Here is a 15,505-nt window from a genome sequence, read left to right as displayed (position 1 = left end):
TATAATTTTAAATTATATATTTGTTTCAAAAAACGGAATTGTTGTTCCGAATTACGGAACTTAGGGGAGCTAAGATGAGTGTAAATAAAACGGCAGTAAAGACGATGGATATTTTAGAACTATTTTATGGACATGAAGAGCTAACGTTAACGGAAATGGTTCATCAGACGGGAATGCCTAAAACATCTGTATACCGTTTAATTGGTTCGCTTGAAGAAATGGGCTTTTTACAAAAGACAACAAGGGGAACATATAGGCTTGGATTAGTATTTTTAAGGTTCGGTCAACTCGTTTCGAAGCGATTGTCAGTACGAAATATTGCAAAGCCATATATGAAAAAGCTTAGAGACTCTCTTGGTCAAGCTGTCAATTTAATTATTCAAGATGCGAATGAGGCAATTTATATTGAAAAAATGGATGGAGATCAACCAGTAAGAGTATACACAGAGATAGGACGGCGAGCTCCTTTATATGCCGGAGCATGTCCGCGTATTTTACTTTCGTATTTTTCGGAAGACGATCAAATGCAGTATATAGAAAAAGTGCAATTACAACGATTTGCAGATGGAACGATAGTGGATAAAGAAGAGTTGCAAAGCCTATTATGTAAGGCTAAAAGAGAAGGATATACGATAAGTTATTCGGAACTTGAGAATCATACAGCTGCAATTGCAGCCCCTATTTTTGCAAGTGATGGTAGTGTAATAGCTGGTATTAGTATTTCGGGATTAGAAATAGAGTATAATGAATCGACAATTCCAAACTTTATTACAAAAGTAAAAGAAACAGCGCATCAAATTTCGAAAGAACTTGGCTGGATAGGTGAAAAGGAAGGTATATGATGAAATTTTCAGCACTAGGGGATCAAGCAGTTGTTGTTACGTTTGGAGAAAAAATTGATTTGGATATATATGAAAGTGTGCAAAATTTACATCGACTATTAAAGGGAAATCCATTTCTTGGAATGGTTGAGTGTGTACCTTCTTTTACTTCTTTAACGGTTTACTATGATGTATATAAGTTATGGAGGGAAAATGAAAGAAAGGTAGTACCGTATGAGTTTGTATGTGAATACATGAATCGATTGTTTAGTCATAATCAAAATAAAACACAAAAACAATATGATTGTATTTCAATTCCAGTTTGTTATGGCGGGAAATATGGACCTGATTTAGAAGAAGTTGCGGCGTATCATGGGTTATGTGCAAATGAGGTGATTCGTCTTCATAGTGAAGTGACTTATTTTGTTTATATGTTAGGATTTACACCAGGCTTTCCGTATTTGGGTGGTATGCCCAAAGAGCTAGAAACACCTAGAAAACAAACACCACGTCTACAAATAACACCTGGTTCAGTTGGAATTGGTGGAAGTCAAACTGGAATATATCCATTAGAAACACCAGGCGGCTGGAATATTATTGGTCGAACACCGATTGCGTTGTTTCAGCCAAATGAAGAAAAGCCTACATATGTGCAGAGCGGAATGTATTTACGTTTTATCCCAATAACAGAGGAAGAGTACCTGGTTATGGAGGGAGCTAGGAAATGAATGTTGAGGTTTTACATGCTGGGATGTTTACAACTGTTCAAGATTTAGGAAGGTATCACTATCAACAATATGGTGTGCCTGTTGGCGGTGCTATGGATCAGACAGCATTAAGAATGATAAATATGTTAGTTGGAAATGAAGAGAATGAAGCTGGATTAGAAATTACAATGATGGGACCAAAGCTTCTTATAAAGAAAACGACATTGCTAGCAATTGGTGGTGCGAATATGGAGCCTCTGTTAAACGGAGAACCCATTCCATTGTGGCGACCAGTTTTAGCGAAAGAAGGTAGCATGCTTTGCTTCGGGAAGACGCAGTTTGGGTGTAGGACATATGTGACATTTGCAGGTGGAATTGATGTTGCAAGTAGTATGGGAAGCAAAAGTACATATGTAAAAGCAGCTATAGGTGGACTAGAAGGACGAGCGCTTAAAAAGGGCGACCTTTTTCAAATTGGTACACCATCAAAATTTGCTACTTGTATGATAAAGAAATTGATGGATGAAGACAGAATAGAAACACGTTGGGGTATATGTAATCCTGTTCTACCCAAATATAGTCGCAGCCCAATCATTCGTGTTATTCCAAGTTTTGAATGGGATCAATTTAAGAGTGAGAGTTTAGAGTCGTTTTTTACAAAGGAATATAAAGTTTCCAATTATGCTGACCGTATGGGCTATCGATTTGAAGGTGAAAAATTAAAAAGAATAGAACAATCTGAGATTCTATCAAGTGCAGTTACATTTGGAACAATTCAAGTGCCATCTGGTGGTCATCCAATCATCTTAATGGCAGATAGACAAACGACAGGTGGATATCCGTTAATTGGTAATGTCATATCAGTTGATTTACCTATTCTTGCGCAATTGAAACCAGGTGATTATGTCACGTTTGCAAAGACTTCTATAACAGAAGCGACGGAGCTTTACATCGAGCAAGAACAAAATATGAATCTATTAAAGAAGTTCATCGCTTTACAAGCGTAAAGCAGGAGGAGAGATAGCGTATGGTTACCGTTGACTTAAATTGTGATTTAGGAGAAGGCTTTGGTGCATATAAGATAGGAAACGATGATAAAATTCTTCCGTTTGTTTCATCAGTAAATATTGCATGCGGTTTTCATGCTGGTGATCCAACTGTCATGCGTCAAACTGTTGAAAAAGCGTTGTACCACAATGTGGAAATAGGAGCACATCCAGGGTTTCCGGACTTAATTGGATTTGGTAGAAGAATGATGTATATTTCACCAGAAGAGGTCTATGATTATGCTTTATATCAAATAGGGGCATTAGATGGATTTATAAGAGCGGCAGGAGGAAGGATGCACCATGTAAAACCGCACGGTGCACTTTATAATATGGCAGCCACTGATCAAGAGATTGCGGATGCAATTGCAAAAGCAATTTATCATATAAATCCAGATTTATTTCTGTATGGATTAACGAAAAGTAAATTTATACAAGCAGCTGAAAAATATGAACTGAAACTCGTGCAGGAAGCATTTGCCGATCGTACGTATCAATTAGATGGAACATTAACAAGCCGAACAGAAGAAAATGCACTCATAAAAAATGAAGATATAGCAATTGAACAAGTGTTGCAGATGGTTAAGGAAAGAAATGTAAAAGCAGTTGGTGGAAAGATTATCAATATCGATGCACAAACAATTTGCATACACGGTGATGGTGAGCATGCAGTTCAATTTGCAGAAAGAATATACAGAACATTTAGATTAAATGATATTTCTATTTGTGCACCAAAGTAGAATAAGGAGGAGATACATAGATGTTGAAACTAATTGGAATATTGCTTGTAGCTGTTGGATTTTTATTTCGCCTTAATACGTTATTGGTTGTAATGGTTGCAGGAATTGTTACTGGTATGGTTGCGGGGATGAGTTTTTATGATGTCATAAGTATGTTTGGAAAGTTTTTTATAGAAAACCGATATATGTCTATGCCAATATTATTAACTTTGCCTGTAATTGGAATTTTAGAACGATATGGACTGAAGGAACGTGCAGAAGCATTGATATCAAAATCTAAGGGAGCAACGACTGGTAGAGTATTAATGTCATATTTTACAATTCGTGAGGCTTCGGCAGCGGTAGGACTAAATATTGGGGGACATGCTCAAACAGTAAGGCCTCTTGTTGCACCGATGGCAGAAGGTGCAGCTCATGGACGTTATGGAAAATTACCAGAAAAATTAAAAGAAAAGATTAAAGCGAATGCAGCGGCAGCTGAAAATACGGCATGGTTTTTTGGTGAAGATATTTTTATTGCAACAGGAGCGATTCTATTAATGAAAGGATTCTTTGATTCTGTAGGAATGCATGTTGGTGTGTGGGATATGGCGCTTTGGGGAATTCCTACGGCAATCTCAGCTTTTATTGTAAGTTGGATTCGTTTTAAACAATTCGATAAGTATATTGAAAAAACGATGAAAAAAGAAGAAAGCCAACAAAAGGAGGCGATATAGGATGAATATTATTACACTTGATACAATCTATTATTTATTAGGTATTATTGTTGCCTTTGTCGCGATTCGTGTCGCTTTTGATCGCCAACATCCAAATCGCTTTGGTTCTAGTTTATTTTGGGCATTATTTTCTATTACATTTTTATTTGGAAATATGATTCCATCATTTTATATCGGTTGTATTGTATTAGCAATGGTCATTTTAGCATCATTGAATAAAGTAACGAAGTCCAATGAAAAAGAAGCACCTACTGAAGAACGAGTGAAACATGCAGAAAAACTGAGAAATAAAATTTTTATGCCCGCTATTTTAATTCCTATTTTTACGATTATTGGTACTTTAACTTTAGGAAAGCTAAAGTTTGGAAATGTATTTCTTGTTGATCCTGAGAAAGTCACATTAATTGCATTAGCTCTTGGGGCATTGCTTGCTTTTGTAGCAGCAATGGGAATCACAAAAGCAAAAATAACAGCGCCTGTACAAGAGGGAAGCAGATTATTACAAGCTGTCGGCTGGGCAGTTATTTTACCACAAATGTTAGCTGCGCTTGGCGGTATTTTTGCAAAGTCTGGTGTGGGTCAAGTTGTCTCAGATTTAGTAGGACAAGTATTGCCAACAGAGTATCCATTCGTTGCTGTTATGGCATATTGTTTAGGTATGATGTTGTTTACAGTTGTAATGGGGAATGCCTTTGCCGCATTTGCTGTTATTACAGGAGGAATTGGTTTACCGCTTATCGTTCAAATGCATGGTGGTAATCCAGCGATCATGGCCGCACTTGGAATGTTTGCAGGGTACTGCGGTACATTGATAACACCAATGGCTGCAAATTTTAATATTGTACCAGCGATGCTATTAGAATTAAAAGATAAAAATGCGGTAATTAAAGCCCAAGCACCAATTGCTATTACCATTTTTGTTATTAATATGTTCATCATGTATGGGCTCGTATATCGATTTTAGTAAGGAGTGGGAATGATGAAGACAGTATTGTTAACAGGATTCGAACCTTTTGGTGGAGAGGAGATTAATCCTGCCTGGGAAGTTGTAAAGCAGCTTGATGGACAAAGCTTTGGAGATTACAAGATTGTTAGTAAACAAGTTCCAACTGTGTTTTATAAATCATTACAAGCGTTAAAGTCTTATATGGAAGAAATAGAACCGGAGCTTGTTATATGTATCGGGCAAGCAGGAGGACGTCCAGATATTACAGTGGAACGAGTTGCAATAAATGTAGACGATGCAAGAATCACTGACAATGAAGGAAACCAACCGGTTGATGTATCTATTGTAGAAGGGGGGCCCGTTGCGTATTGGTCTACACTTCCTATAAAAGCTACTGTAAAAAAACTTCGGGAAGAAGGAATACCTGCTTCTGTTTCTCAAACTGCAGGTACATTTGTTTGTAATCATCTCTTTTATGGACTTATGGACATTTTAGCAAAAAGTGAAAACGGGGCTCGTGGTGGTTTTATACATATTCCATTTTTGCCAGAGCAAGCAAGTAAACATCCTGGACAACCGAGTATGTCGCTTTCAACTATTACAACTGGAATTGAATTATTGGTACGGGTCGCATTAGAGGTAGAAATGGATATTATAGAATGTGGCGGGACCACACACTAAACAAAAGTACAACACCTGCTATGGACAAATGTTATAATAAAGGAAGGATTATACATAGAGGTGAGAGCAATGCAGCAATATGAAGAAGTTCGTTCTGTTATAGAAAAAGCAAATAAGATAACGGTATTAACAGGTGCTGGTGCAAGTACAGAAAGTGGCATTCCTGATTTTCGCTCAGCCAATGGTTTATATGCAGATGCTAAAGTTGAAATGTACTTATCTAGAGGATATTATAACCGTAATCCAAAAGAATTTTGGAAGCATTACAAAGAAATATTTCAAATTAATACATTCCATCAATACAAACCAAACCGTGGGCATCAATTTTTAGCAAGTATAGAAGAGCAAGGAAAAGATATTGTGGTGTTAACACAAAACATTGATGGTCTGCACCAATTAGGAGGGAGTAAGCATGTGATAGATTTGCATGGTACACTCCAAACGGCTCATTGTCCAAAATGCAAAACGAAATATGATTTGCAATATATGATAGACCATGAGGTACCACGATGTGAAACATGTAATTTTATTTTAAATCCAGATGTCGTTTTATATGGTGATACATTACCACAATATCAAAATGCAATACAGCGTTTATATGAAACGGATGTATTACTTGTTATGGGAACCTCATTAAAAGTGCAGCCGGTTGCATCGTTCCCGCAAATTGCAAAAAGAGAAGTAGGGACAACGACTATTTTAGTGAATGAAGAGTTAACGGGTCAAGAGTATTATTTTGATTATATCTTTCAGCGAAAAATCGGGCAGTTTGTGGATCGATTTTAAATGATGTAGGAAAACCGAGATAAGAGGTATTTATCTCGGTTTTTTGGAGTTTAAATTTTCTTAATTTTCTTTAAAAACACTATAAATTATATTATCTATGTGCTTTAATATTATTAATAGAGGAGATTTTTATATCCGGATGAGAAAGTATGGTTTAATTTTTGTTATTTATAAGATAAAGATACTTTAGACCATAGAAAGAGGAGAGCATAATGAAAAAGAAAGAACAGAAAAAGAAAGAACAGAAAAAGAAACGGAAAAAGAAAACCCATATTCCTTTCCGATTAAATGTGTTGTTTTTCTTTGTATTTCTTATGTTTTCAACTGTTATTGTTCAATTAGGTAAGGTTCAAATTATTGATGGTGAGACTTATAAAAATGAGGTGGAAAAAAAGGGAGATTTAACGGTTAGTACTCCCGTTCCACGTGGGAAAATTTTTGATCGAGAAGGCCACTCGATTGTTGATAATAAACCATTACGGACAATTACATATACAAAAATGAAAGGTGTTAATTCAGAAGAGATTTTAAATACGGCAAGACAACTTGCGAAGATGATTGAAATGCCGCAGGAGGCTATAAATAAGTTAACTGAGGTAGATAAGAAAGATTTTTGGATGCAATTACATAAGAAACGTGCAGCAGAAAAGGTTACAAAGGAGGATGAAAATAAATTAAGAGCAAAAAAAATAGAGGGGAAAGAATTAGATAAAAAGGTGGAAGAAATTAGACGTGAGCGAATTACAGCGGAAGAGTTGAATGAACTTACCCCACAAGATATAGAAGTATTAGCTATTAAAAGTAAAATGAATGCAGGATATAATATGACTCCTAAAATAATAAAAAAAGATGTAAAACCAGAAGAATATGCAGTAATTAGTGAAAATTTAGCAAATCTTCCAGGTGTGGATACGACCGTAGATTGGGAACGTGAGTATCCATATGATAAAATACTTCGTTCAGTACTTGGAAACGTTTCAAGTGCTGATGAAGGACTACCGAAAGAGCAATTAGATTATTATTTAGTTCGTGATTATAACCGCAATGATCGGGTTGGAAAGAGTTATATTGAAAAGCAATACGAAGACGCCCTACATGGTATGAAAGCGCAATCGAAAAATATTACAGATAAAGAAGGGAAAATACTTCGTACTGAACAAATTACGAAAGGGAGAAGTGGCAATAATTTAATGCTAACAATTGATATGGAATTGCAAAAGAAAGTTGAGGAAAGCATTGAAAAAAACTTAATGGCGTTCAAAGCTGTAGAACCAATGTTGGATCGTGCCTTTGTGGTAATGATGAATCCTAAAAACGGACAACTTTTGTCAATTTCAGGAAAAAAACTAGTAAATAAAGATGGAAATATTCAAGTAGAGGATTATGCCCTTGGTACAATGACAAGTTCATATGAATTAGGTTCAACAGTCAAGGGAGCTACGCTACTAACAGGTTATCAAACGGGTGCGATCAAACCATTTACTCATTTTTACGATGCACCGATGACATTTAAAGGGACAACAAAAGCAAAGAAATCATGGAAAGATTTTGGTGATATTGATGATGTCAGAGCTTTACAAGTATCTTCTAACGTATATATGTTTAACACAGCTTTAAAGATTGCGGGGATTGATTACGTACCGAATAGTCCGTTAAATGTGAAACAAGAAGTTTTTAATAAAATGCGTTATCATTTTGGGCAATTTGGTTTAGGCGTTCCAACGGGGATTGATTTACCCAATGAGACTGCGGGACAACGTGGAAGAAAAGATAATACACCAGGATTCTTACTTGATTATTCAATCGGTCAATATGATACGTATACACCGCTTCAGCTTGCGCAATATATTTCGACGATTGCGAATGGTGGTTATCGTATGAAACCACAAATTGTACAAGAAATTAGAGAGCAACCGAATAAAGCTGAGGATATAGGCAAGATAGTTCAATCAATGGAACCGGTCATTTTAAATCGTGTAGATATGGACATATCCTATATTAATCAAGTGAAAGAAGGATTTAAGAAAGTGTTTCAAGAAGGCGATGGAACCGGTGTAGCACACTTTCAAAATCTACCGTATAAGCCTGCTGGAAAAACAGGAACAGCAGAAACAGTGTATGGTGGTGATAGTAATATAGGTAAGGATGAAAATGGAGATAGAAAAAAGTGTTATAATTTAACCTTAGCTGGTTACGCACCTTATGACTCTGATCCAGAAGTGGCATTTTCTGTTGTTGTACCATGGGTAAACGATGATAAATCAGGGATTAATTCTAAAATTGGAAGAGAAATTTTAGACGCATATTTTGATTTGAAAGTGAAAAGAGTGGGTGGAAATCCAGTGCCTATGGAACAGCCGAATAAACAGCAATAAAAGATTTTTACATTTACATAGAATAACAGGACAGTGAGGCATTTTAGGGGATGAAGGAAAGTCATGGAGCAGATTACTAGAAAAGAGTGGGACAAACTTATTTTGCTTGTATTCGTTATAATTGTTATGATTCAGTCTTTTACATTGTGTAAAGTAGAATTTGTGTATTATCCTTTTTCTAAAGCTAAGATTTTAGAATAACAATTCATCCGAAAAAGAGTCCTAAAAGGTAATGGAGCATACCTGTTAGGACTCTTTTATTATGATATTCTTATCGTTTTAATAAAAAAACGGTGTTGTTTCACATCAAAATACCCTTTTTGTAGGATAAGTTGATGTATTTTGTACAATTCATTTACATATGTTTCAGTTTTAAAATCAGGCACTTGCCAAGGAATTGCTTGTAAATAATAGACGAGAGCACTGATATCATAAAACCTTTGAACGGGAAACTCTTCTTTATATGTTAAAACTTTAAAACCATGTTGCTCGAGTTCACTTAGAGCAGTTTCTAAATTCCAATTTGTAAATTCAGAATTGAGTGGTGCCCCTAGTGCTTCATTGATTTCCGCACAATCTAAGCCACCTACTTGCTGCGTAAGAAAGATGCCATTTGGAGAAAGGATCCTTTTTACTTCGGAAACAGAGTAGGATTCGTGTTGATTTAAAATCAAATCGAATTGTCCATCATCAAATGGTAAAGTCTCATCATTGGTTACTTCTACAACCTTTACACCTAAAGGTTCTAAATTCTTTTTTGCTAATGGGATATTTGGAGAATACCCTTCAGTCGCATAAATAGAAGGAGGGAATGGTCTTAACATGGATAAGAATTCTCCACCACCTGTTCCCATATCAAGCATAGAATTCGTGTTTTGAATAAGGGAAAAGGCCATGCTACCGTAGGACCAAGAAAGTAATTGACTCTTCATACGATCAGTTTCTGTAATAAAGGAAAAATCCCATCCAGTAAAGCTTGCGTTTGCATTTTCTAATAAGGTGAAAAATAATTTATCATTCTTCATGTTAAATCCTCCTGTTTATTATATTCAAAATAGGGTGAATATAATAAACAGGAGGAGGACCTCTAATTACAATATACGGTTGTTACGTTTCATGTTCTAGTATTTTCATATGAAATCACTCCTGGCAAAAGTATGTTGTTTTACCTTCTAGATTTATGAGTATAATACCTTCTAAAAGTAAAAAATAAAATAGATGTAGCTGTACAGTGGTAATAAATAAGGTCCCATAAACGGTCGTTTTCGGTACTTTTTAAGGAAACTAGATTGGATATATATGTTAGGATAGAGAAGAGATTGCGAAGAAATATACTTAAGCCAACACCAATAAAGGAATCCACGTTTTAGACTACCTAATTTGTGGATTCTTTTTATTTTAGCCTAAATATAATTCGAAAAATATTGTATTTTTATGTGTTTCTTACCGAATTATTTTTTTACATTGATGTTGGAACAATAATGGTGTATGACGCATAGTATAAAACATATACCGTATAACATACACCAAGAAAAGAGGTGGATGAATGAATACTTTATTGAATTCATTAACGACAGAGCTTAGGAGAGGAACTTTAACGTTAGCTGTTTTAAGTCAATTACAAAAGCCCCAGTACGGATATTCACTTGTTCAATTGTTGGAACAGTCAGGTATTAACATTGATCAAAGTACTTTATATCCATTGCTACGCCGCTTAGAAAAACAAGAGTTAGTAACAAGTAGTTGGGATACATCTGAGAGTAGACCGCGTAAGTACTATGTTCTAAGCGAATATGGTTTGGAGATTTTTTTACAGTTAAAAAGGGAATGGATGGACAATTCTAAAAAACTCTTAGAAGTGTTAAAAGGGGAGAAAGATGATGAATCTAATTGAGATTTATATACAAGAAGTGACTCGAAGACTGCCTGAAAAAAATCGTGAAGATATTGCTCTCGAGTTAAGATCAACCATTGAGGATATGTTACTTGATGATTACAGTGAAAAAAATATAAAAGGGGTCCTTGAAACATTAGGGAATCCCGCTATATTAGCTAGTAAATACCGCGATCAACCAATGCATCTTATTGGTCCTCACTATTTTGAGACATATGTTACGTTATTAAAAATGATTTTACCGATTGCTGCTATTATTTCTCTAATCTTGATCATTCCCGAATATTTTATAGGGTATCATGGCGAAGAAGCAGTAATTAATGTGGGTTTTGATATTATTGGTTTTTGTATAGGGAGAATCGTTGAAGTAGGTATGCACGTCTTTTTCTGGCTGACACTTGTTTTCGCGCTTATTGAACGAGTAAATCATTCGAAAGGAAGTCACCCATTCACAACAAAGTTTACCAAATGGACAGCTGATGATTTAAAAAACACACCTTATATTCCTAAGAAAAAAGTCATCACGAAATTCGAAGTATTTGGAAGTTTATTATGGACTGCTATTTGGGCAACAGTTTATTTTTACGCAAATCATCTTGTAGGTATATATCGAAGTAGTACACACGGACTTGATTTTGCGGCTCCAGCTCTTAATCAGGATGTATTGCTTCAGTATTGGCCAATCGTTCTTGTTGTAATCGGTTTAGAAATAGTATTATCTATTTATAAATTAATTAAGGGACAATGGACAAAAGGAATAGCAATATTTAATACAGCTTTCCAGCTTATTGGAACCATTGTATTCATTGTGATAGTAACGAATCCAAATGTAATGAACCAAGATTTTATTACGTATACAGCTGATTTATTCACTATTACTACTAAACAACTTGAATCGCGGATAGTTGGCGGTGCAATTTTCTTCTTTATGTTATCTGCGGCAATCAGTGTATTTGATGGTATCCGCAAGGCTAAAATTCATTAATCAGCATTCGTCTATTACAATAATGGGGTTTAGTTTAACAAGCCATCCCTTAAAAAAGTCGGATTCTTAGCGTACAGGTGAACTGTACCCCATGCCCATCAACCTAATAGAGCGGGTTGCCCCAAAAACGATAAAAATGAACTTCGTTGCTAAAAAAGACACAAAATTTCGTTTTGGGGGCATTATAAAAGTTTAACCTAATGATTATGTAGCAGGTACCAATTATTAAAGAAAAAATGCAATAGGATTAATCACTACATCAATAAAGACAATTTAAATAAAAACACACCTTTCATTAATGACTAATGAAGGGTGTTTTGAATTAATATTATAGTTCATCTTCTGCCGCTTTTTTACTATTATATTTACTATATCCATACATGCATAGACCAAAAAAACGCTGCCTATACTGTTCCCAGTAAGGTCTCTCATGGTAATTGTTTCTCCAGATAAATGTGTTAATAAAGTATATAAAACAAAGAAAATAAAGCCTGGAAATATCGATTTTCGTATCAATGTTTTATTATTTGCAAAACGTAAGTATATTTTTTGATTCTCATTATTATAACTATATAAAGTGATGTCATTAAAAGAATAATGAAAGCTAAAATACCAAGCATAAAAATCCTAATTTTATCTATGAAATACAAATGTAAAATTGGGATTTATTTTTTTATTAAACCACCCGTTTATTTAAGTACATTTCTTCACAATCTTGCTGGCAATTATGTTGTCTCATAACAAAAGCCACCAGTATGTCGGCAGCCTTGTATTTAGTAACCCCTGTATTTTTCTATTCTACACAGTATGGTGAATCCAATAGAATTAAAGAACAGCTAAACCTTGCGATCCAAAGTAAGGAAAGTTAGTCCAGCCAGCAACCTGCAATCTTACTAGACTACCATCATCTTGGATATTAAATACTGACACTGTACCCTGATTTCCGTTAAGGGTGTAAAAATGCCGTCCATCTTTACTCACTCCAACATCCATCGGAAGACCTGGTGCTGTACCTGGCGGTGTACTGGTAATATCCCTTACCACCGACAGTGCTCCATTGTGATCGATTCGGTAGGTGGAGATGGTGCCGCTTAAGGTGTTGGTAGTGTAGGCAAAACGTTCATCCCTCGTTGTTACAACCCAACAAGCAGTTTTATATCCGTTTGGTACAGACCCGCTGATCACATGAATGATACCGTCGTTGCTCAATGAATAAGATGACAGCGCATTTGAAATTGCTTCTGTAACTAAGAGGATTCCAGACGATAGAAAATAAGCGCCCAATGGTCCTTGACCGTAAGAATCATTAACGATTGGTCCTGTAACCGTACCATTTTTATTTACATGGAATACACTGAGATGGTTTGATGTAAGCTCGGAGACAACGATTTTACTGCCATCCGGAGTGAAGAGAACCTGCGCCGGCTGAGCATTGAAGGTACTGAGAGAATGGGTGGATCCGGAAATAGGAGTAAGGCTTCCGTTATCATCTATGTGAAAACCAGTGATATTTGATGCGAAATTGTTTGCAGCATGACCTACATTGGAGACATAGAGAAGATTACCAAACACATCAACGCTATTGGGCTGAGCACCTCCTGATGGCTTTACATCCACAAGAACGGGTGCTCCGCTATCAGTTATGATAAAACTACTGATACTATGGCTGCCTGCATTAACTGCAAGTAGGAAACGTCCATCACGGGACAAAGTTAGGGCGCCTTGTGATGCTAAGGGGTCAATGCCATCGTTTGCTGTTGCAGTGGAAACTTCCTTTGTACCAGTACCTCTTCCATAAGTTGGGTAGGAACCAACAAAGGTAAGCATTCCATTCATATCCATGTAAAAGGCAATGATTTGATTCATTACTTCATTATTGGTCATCATGTACACCATACTCGTACGTGCACGAAGATAATTGTTCATTATTTGCATTTTATGACTATCCTCCTTTCATAATTTTATATGGTTCTTTTGCCTTTTAAATTCCCAAAATTCCCCGAATGGATGTAAATTCGTTTACAAACAGATGTGGACTATCATCCAATTATCCCACTAACCTGCCCTGTTAGTTTAAGTGGAAACCTTCACTCTTGAGAACAAAGGCTTCGTAATGTCTCATATAACTTGTCCCAAATATCTTAACGTTGTTAAAACAGTAGATTTATATCGAGGGATAGGCTTATCGTTGTAAATCCGCATTTTCCTGACTGTACCCCATAAAGAAAAGACACTCTAATGAGTGCCTGATCTTAACTAGCAACCGAATCCGCCACCTGAACAGCTGCATCCAATAATGATTAATAGAATGAACAGCACAATTAGTAAAGCGAATCCGCCACCAAAACCACCACAACTACCACCAAAGCTCATAATATTTCCTCCTTGAGTAAGAGGGGCCAACTGGGATGCACATGTGTTTTAACGGATACACATTACTTTATGTTTTTAAACAATATATGAGCAGGTCCTTTAAGAAATAAAGAAAGACACCCTTACGTGGTTCAGCCAAGATACGTGTATTATTCTTCAATTCTTTCTAGTAGCCAATCTTGGACTTCATCTGTCAAATCCATTCCCACGATGATCTTACCAAAGACTACACCTTTACCGATTAAATTTATATCTATGTCTATAGATGGTTTTAATGGATTCATTGTGTATGTAACTGTTTCGATATGGCGAACTGGGATACGAACAATCCCAACAATCCCAATGATTCCAGATGTAAGTAAATATCCATCCTCTGTAATCTCAATTACGTTATTTTTCCATGTGAATTTGTTATCAGTTATTGCTTTTGGATTTTTCGCACCAAAAATACCCATGATTTCACTCCTAAATGGGGTAGCGTCAGGAAAATGTGGATTTACAACGCTAAGCCCATTTTCAAGACGATTCCCCCATTTTTAACAACGTTAAGAAAGTTTCAATGGTCTTAAAGAATCTAACGAGACCACTTTCTCCGAATTAAAATGGTATTCTCCTAGTAAATTAATATGTTCCCAACCTAGAGGTGACATATGGTGCAATAAGTCTTTATTAAAACTATCGGAATTAATAAAATTTCATCAAGTAATATACTCCCCTGACGTTATCTGTCAGGGAAGTTATATTATAATAGGCTATATCAATAGTGATAGGAGTGTTATTGGATGCAAACAAAAAAGGTTTATCTTTATGTATTTAATACAATGTCAGACTGGGAATATGGGTATTTAATTGCTGAATTAAACTCGGGAAGATATTTCAAAAAAGATGTAGCACCTTTAAAAGTAGTTACAGTAGGAACGAATAAAGAAGGTATTACTACGATGGGAGGGCTGAGCATACAACCAGATATTTCCCTTGATGAATGTACTCTTGAGAGTAAAGACCTTTTAGTCTTACCTGGAGGGAATACTTGGAGAGAAGATATTCATCAACCTATCTTAAAAAAAATTGATGAAGCCTTAAAGATTGGCACTATTGTTGCTGCAATTTGTGGTGCAACTGAGGCCCTCGCGAATATGGGATACTTAGATTTTAGAAAGCACACAAGCAATGACTTAGAGTATATTAAAATGGTCTGTCCTAATTATAAAGGAGAAAAATTTTATGAGATGAGACCTGCGGTATCTGGTGAGAATTTGGTTACTGCATCAGGAGTAGCACCTCTGGAATTTACGATGGAAGTACTGAAAAAATTAGATGTATTTGCACCTGATACATTACATGCATGGTATAACTTAAATAAGACTCATAACCCTGAATACTTCTTCCAGTTAATGAATTCAATAAATAGATGAGCTAAAAAAATCAACTTAGC

The 15,505-nt window shown here is 35.8% G+C and carries 17 protein-coding genes; 13 read left to right on the top strand and 4 right to left on the bottom strand.

From position 1 onward, the window contains the following. Positions 1–74 precede the first annotated feature (74 nt). The 10 genes from NSQ40_RS15270 (at position 75) to NSQ40_RS15225 (ending at position 9,019) form a co-directional block, all read left to right on the top strand. On the top strand, positions 75–842 hold the full coding sequence (locus NSQ40_RS15270) for an IclR family transcriptional regulator (RefSeq protein WP_003198501.1): 768 nt from the start codon (positions 75–77) through the stop codon (positions 840–842). Further along, positions 842–1,549 (top strand): 5-oxoprolinase subunit PxpB, encoded by a 708-nt coding sequence (pxpB, locus tag NSQ40_RS15265; RefSeq protein ID WP_003198503.1) that lies wholly within the window; start codon positions 842–844, stop codon positions 1,547–1,549. The genes NSQ40_RS15270 and pxpB overlap by 1 nt, the downstream gene beginning before the upstream one ends. Then, the gene (locus NSQ40_RS15260; protein ID WP_033796257.1) at positions 1,546–2,535 is read left to right on the top strand and encodes a 5-oxoprolinase subunit C family protein; all 990 of its coding nucleotides are present in this window, start codon (positions 1,546–1,548) and stop codon (positions 2,533–2,535) included. The genes pxpB and NSQ40_RS15260 overlap by 4 nt, the downstream gene beginning before the upstream one ends. 20 nt (positions 2,536–2,555) lie before the next feature. Continuing rightward, complete coding sequence (gene pxpA, locus NSQ40_RS15255) at positions 2,556–3,314, top strand: 5-oxoprolinase subunit PxpA (RefSeq protein ID WP_003198505.1); 759 nt, start codon at positions 2,556–2,558, stop codon at positions 3,312–3,314. A 20-nt stretch (positions 3,315–3,334) separates the two neighbouring features. Beyond that, positions 3,335–4,030 carry a DUF969 domain-containing protein gene (locus tag NSQ40_RS15250; protein ID WP_003198508.1) on the top strand — a complete coding sequence of 232 codons (696 nt, stop codon included), beginning with the start codon at positions 3,335–3,337 and terminating at the stop codon, positions 4,028–4,030. Position 4,031: 1 nt separating this feature from the next. Then, positions 4,032–4,994, top strand: a complete 963-nt coding sequence (locus NSQ40_RS15245; protein ID WP_003198510.1) for a DUF979 domain-containing protein — start codon at positions 4,032–4,034, stop codon at positions 4,992–4,994. Between the two features lie 15 nt (positions 4,995–5,009). Beyond that, complete coding sequence (gene pcp, locus NSQ40_RS15240; RefSeq protein WP_018766831.1) at positions 5,010–5,657, top strand: pyroglutamyl-peptidase I; 648 nt, start codon at positions 5,010–5,012, stop codon at positions 5,655–5,657. 69 nt (positions 5,658–5,726) lie between these two features. After that, on the top strand, positions 5,727–6,443 hold the full coding sequence (locus tag NSQ40_RS15235; protein WP_033796259.1) for an NAD-dependent protein deacylase: 717 nt from the start codon (positions 5,727–5,729) through the stop codon (positions 6,441–6,443). 212 nt (positions 6,444–6,655) lie between these two features. Continuing rightward, complete coding sequence (locus NSQ40_RS15230) at positions 6,656–8,818, top strand: peptidoglycan D,D-transpeptidase FtsI family protein (protein WP_098101196.1); 2,163 nt, start codon at positions 6,656–6,658, stop codon at positions 8,816–8,818. Positions 8,819–8,881: 63 nt separating this feature from the next. Next, entirely contained in the window at positions 8,882–9,019 is a 138-nt protein-coding gene (locus NSQ40_RS15225; RefSeq protein WP_003198518.1) for a hypothetical protein, read from the top strand. 59 nt (positions 9,020–9,078) lie between these two features. Here NSQ40_RS15225 and NSQ40_RS15220 read toward each other — a convergent pair whose 3' ends face one another. Further along, positions 9,079–9,843: a class I SAM-dependent methyltransferase gene (locus tag NSQ40_RS15220; RefSeq protein WP_003198519.1), complete on the bottom strand. Its 765-nt coding sequence runs from the start codon at positions 9,841–9,843 to the stop codon at positions 9,079–9,081. Between the two features lie 521 nt (positions 9,844–10,364). Here NSQ40_RS15220 and NSQ40_RS15215 point away from each other — a divergent pair. Continuing rightward, a complete protein-coding gene (locus NSQ40_RS15215) occupies positions 10,365–10,712 on the top strand; it encodes a PadR family transcriptional regulator (protein ID WP_003198521.1) in 348 nt (115 codons plus the stop codon). Next, positions 10,699–11,697 carry an HAAS signaling domain-containing protein gene (locus tag NSQ40_RS15210; protein WP_033796760.1) on the top strand — a complete coding sequence of 333 codons (999 nt, stop codon included), beginning with the start codon at positions 10,699–10,701 and terminating at the stop codon, positions 11,695–11,697. The genes NSQ40_RS15215 and NSQ40_RS15210 overlap by 14 nt, the downstream gene beginning before the upstream one ends. An 825-nt stretch (positions 11,698–12,522) precedes the next feature. Here the strand turns inward: NSQ40_RS15210 and NSQ40_RS15205 are convergent. The 3 genes from NSQ40_RS15205 to NSQ40_RS15195 all read right to left on the bottom strand — a co-directional run bounded on the left by NSQ40_RS15205 (position 12,523) and on the right by NSQ40_RS15195 (position 14,525). Next, positions 12,523–13,632, bottom strand: a complete 1,110-nt coding sequence (locus tag NSQ40_RS15205) for a lactonase family protein (RefSeq protein ID WP_018766838.1) — start codon at positions 13,630–13,632, stop codon at positions 12,523–12,525. A gap of 321 nt (positions 13,633–13,953) precedes the next feature. Beyond that, a complete protein-coding gene (locus tag NSQ40_RS15200) occupies positions 13,954–14,070 on the bottom strand; it encodes a YjcZ family sporulation protein (protein ID WP_003209912.1) in 117 nt (38 codons plus the stop codon). A gap of 149 nt (positions 14,071–14,219) precedes the next feature. Further along, positions 14,220–14,525, bottom strand: a complete 306-nt coding sequence (locus NSQ40_RS15195) for a hypothetical protein (RefSeq protein WP_098101471.1) — start codon at positions 14,523–14,525, stop codon at positions 14,220–14,222. 327 nt (positions 14,526–14,852) lie between these two features. On the opposite strand from NSQ40_RS15195, the gene NSQ40_RS15190 reads away from it, so the two are divergent. Beyond that, positions 14,853–15,485, top strand: a complete 633-nt coding sequence (locus tag NSQ40_RS15190) for a type 1 glutamine amidotransferase family protein (protein ID WP_018783118.1) — start codon at positions 14,853–14,855, stop codon at positions 15,483–15,485. Positions 15,486–15,505 lie beyond the last annotated feature (20 nt).

The organism is Bacillus sp. FSL K6-6038 (assembly GCF_038050455.1).
Classification (GTDB): Bacteria; Bacillota; Bacilli; order Bacillales; family Bacillaceae_G; genus Bacillus_A; species Bacillus_A pseudomycoides.
This window is presented reverse-complemented; position numbering and strand designations above follow the sequence as displayed.

Excerpts from the sequence above, each read along its gene's own strand:
- NSQ40_RS15270 (WP_003198501.1), top strand. The coding sequence starts at position 75 with ATGAGTGTAAATAAAACGGCAGTAAAGACGATGGATATTTTAGAACTA.
- pxpB (WP_003198503.1), top strand. The coding sequence starts at position 842 with ATGAAATTTTCAGCACTAGGGGATCAAGCAGTTGTTGTTACGTTTGGA.
- NSQ40_RS15260 (WP_033796257.1), top strand. The coding sequence starts at position 1,546 with ATGAATGTTGAGGTTTTACATGCTGGGATGTTTACAACTGTTCAAGAT.
- pxpA (WP_003198505.1), top strand. The coding sequence starts at position 2,556 with ATGGTTACCGTTGACTTAAATTGTGATTTAGGAGAAGGCTTTGGTGCA.
- NSQ40_RS15250 (WP_003198508.1), top strand. The coding sequence starts at position 3,335 with ATGTTGAAACTAATTGGAATATTGCTTGTAGCTGTTGGATTTTTATTT.
- NSQ40_RS15245 (WP_003198510.1), top strand. The coding sequence starts at position 4,032 with ATGAATATTATTACACTTGATACAATCTATTATTTATTAGGTATTATT.
- pcp (WP_018766831.1), top strand. The coding sequence starts at position 5,010 with ATGAAGACAGTATTGTTAACAGGATTCGAACCTTTTGGTGGAGAGGAG.
- NSQ40_RS15235 (WP_033796259.1), top strand. The coding sequence starts at position 5,727 with ATGCAGCAATATGAAGAAGTTCGTTCTGTTATAGAAAAAGCAAATAAG.
- NSQ40_RS15230 (WP_098101196.1), top strand. The coding sequence starts at position 6,656 with ATGAAAAAGAAAGAACAGAAAAAGAAAGAACAGAAAAAGAAACGGAAA.
- NSQ40_RS15225 (WP_003198518.1), top strand. The coding sequence starts at position 8,882 with ATGGAGCAGATTACTAGAAAAGAGTGGGACAAACTTATTTTGCTTGTA.
- NSQ40_RS15220 (WP_003198519.1), bottom strand. The coding sequence starts at position 9,843 with ATGAAGAATGATAAATTATTTTTCACCTTATTAGAAAATGCAAACGCA.
- NSQ40_RS15215 (WP_003198521.1), top strand. The coding sequence starts at position 10,365 with ATGAATACTTTATTGAATTCATTAACGACAGAGCTTAGGAGAGGAACT.
- NSQ40_RS15210 (WP_033796760.1), top strand. The coding sequence starts at position 10,699 with ATGAATCTAATTGAGATTTATATACAAGAAGTGACTCGAAGACTGCCT.
- NSQ40_RS15205 (WP_018766838.1), bottom strand. The coding sequence starts at position 13,632 with ATGCAAATAATGAACAATTATCTTCGTGCACGTACGAGTATGGTGTAC.
- NSQ40_RS15200 (WP_003209912.1), bottom strand. The coding sequence starts at position 14,070 with ATGAGCTTTGGTGGTAGTTGTGGTGGTTTTGGTGGCGGATTCGCTTTA.
- NSQ40_RS15195 (WP_098101471.1), bottom strand. The coding sequence starts at position 14,525 with ATGGGTATTTTTGGTGCGAAAAATCCAAAAGCAATAACTGATAACAAA.
- NSQ40_RS15190 (WP_018783118.1), top strand. The coding sequence starts at position 14,853 with ATGCAAACAAAAAAGGTTTATCTTTATGTATTTAATACAATGTCAGAC.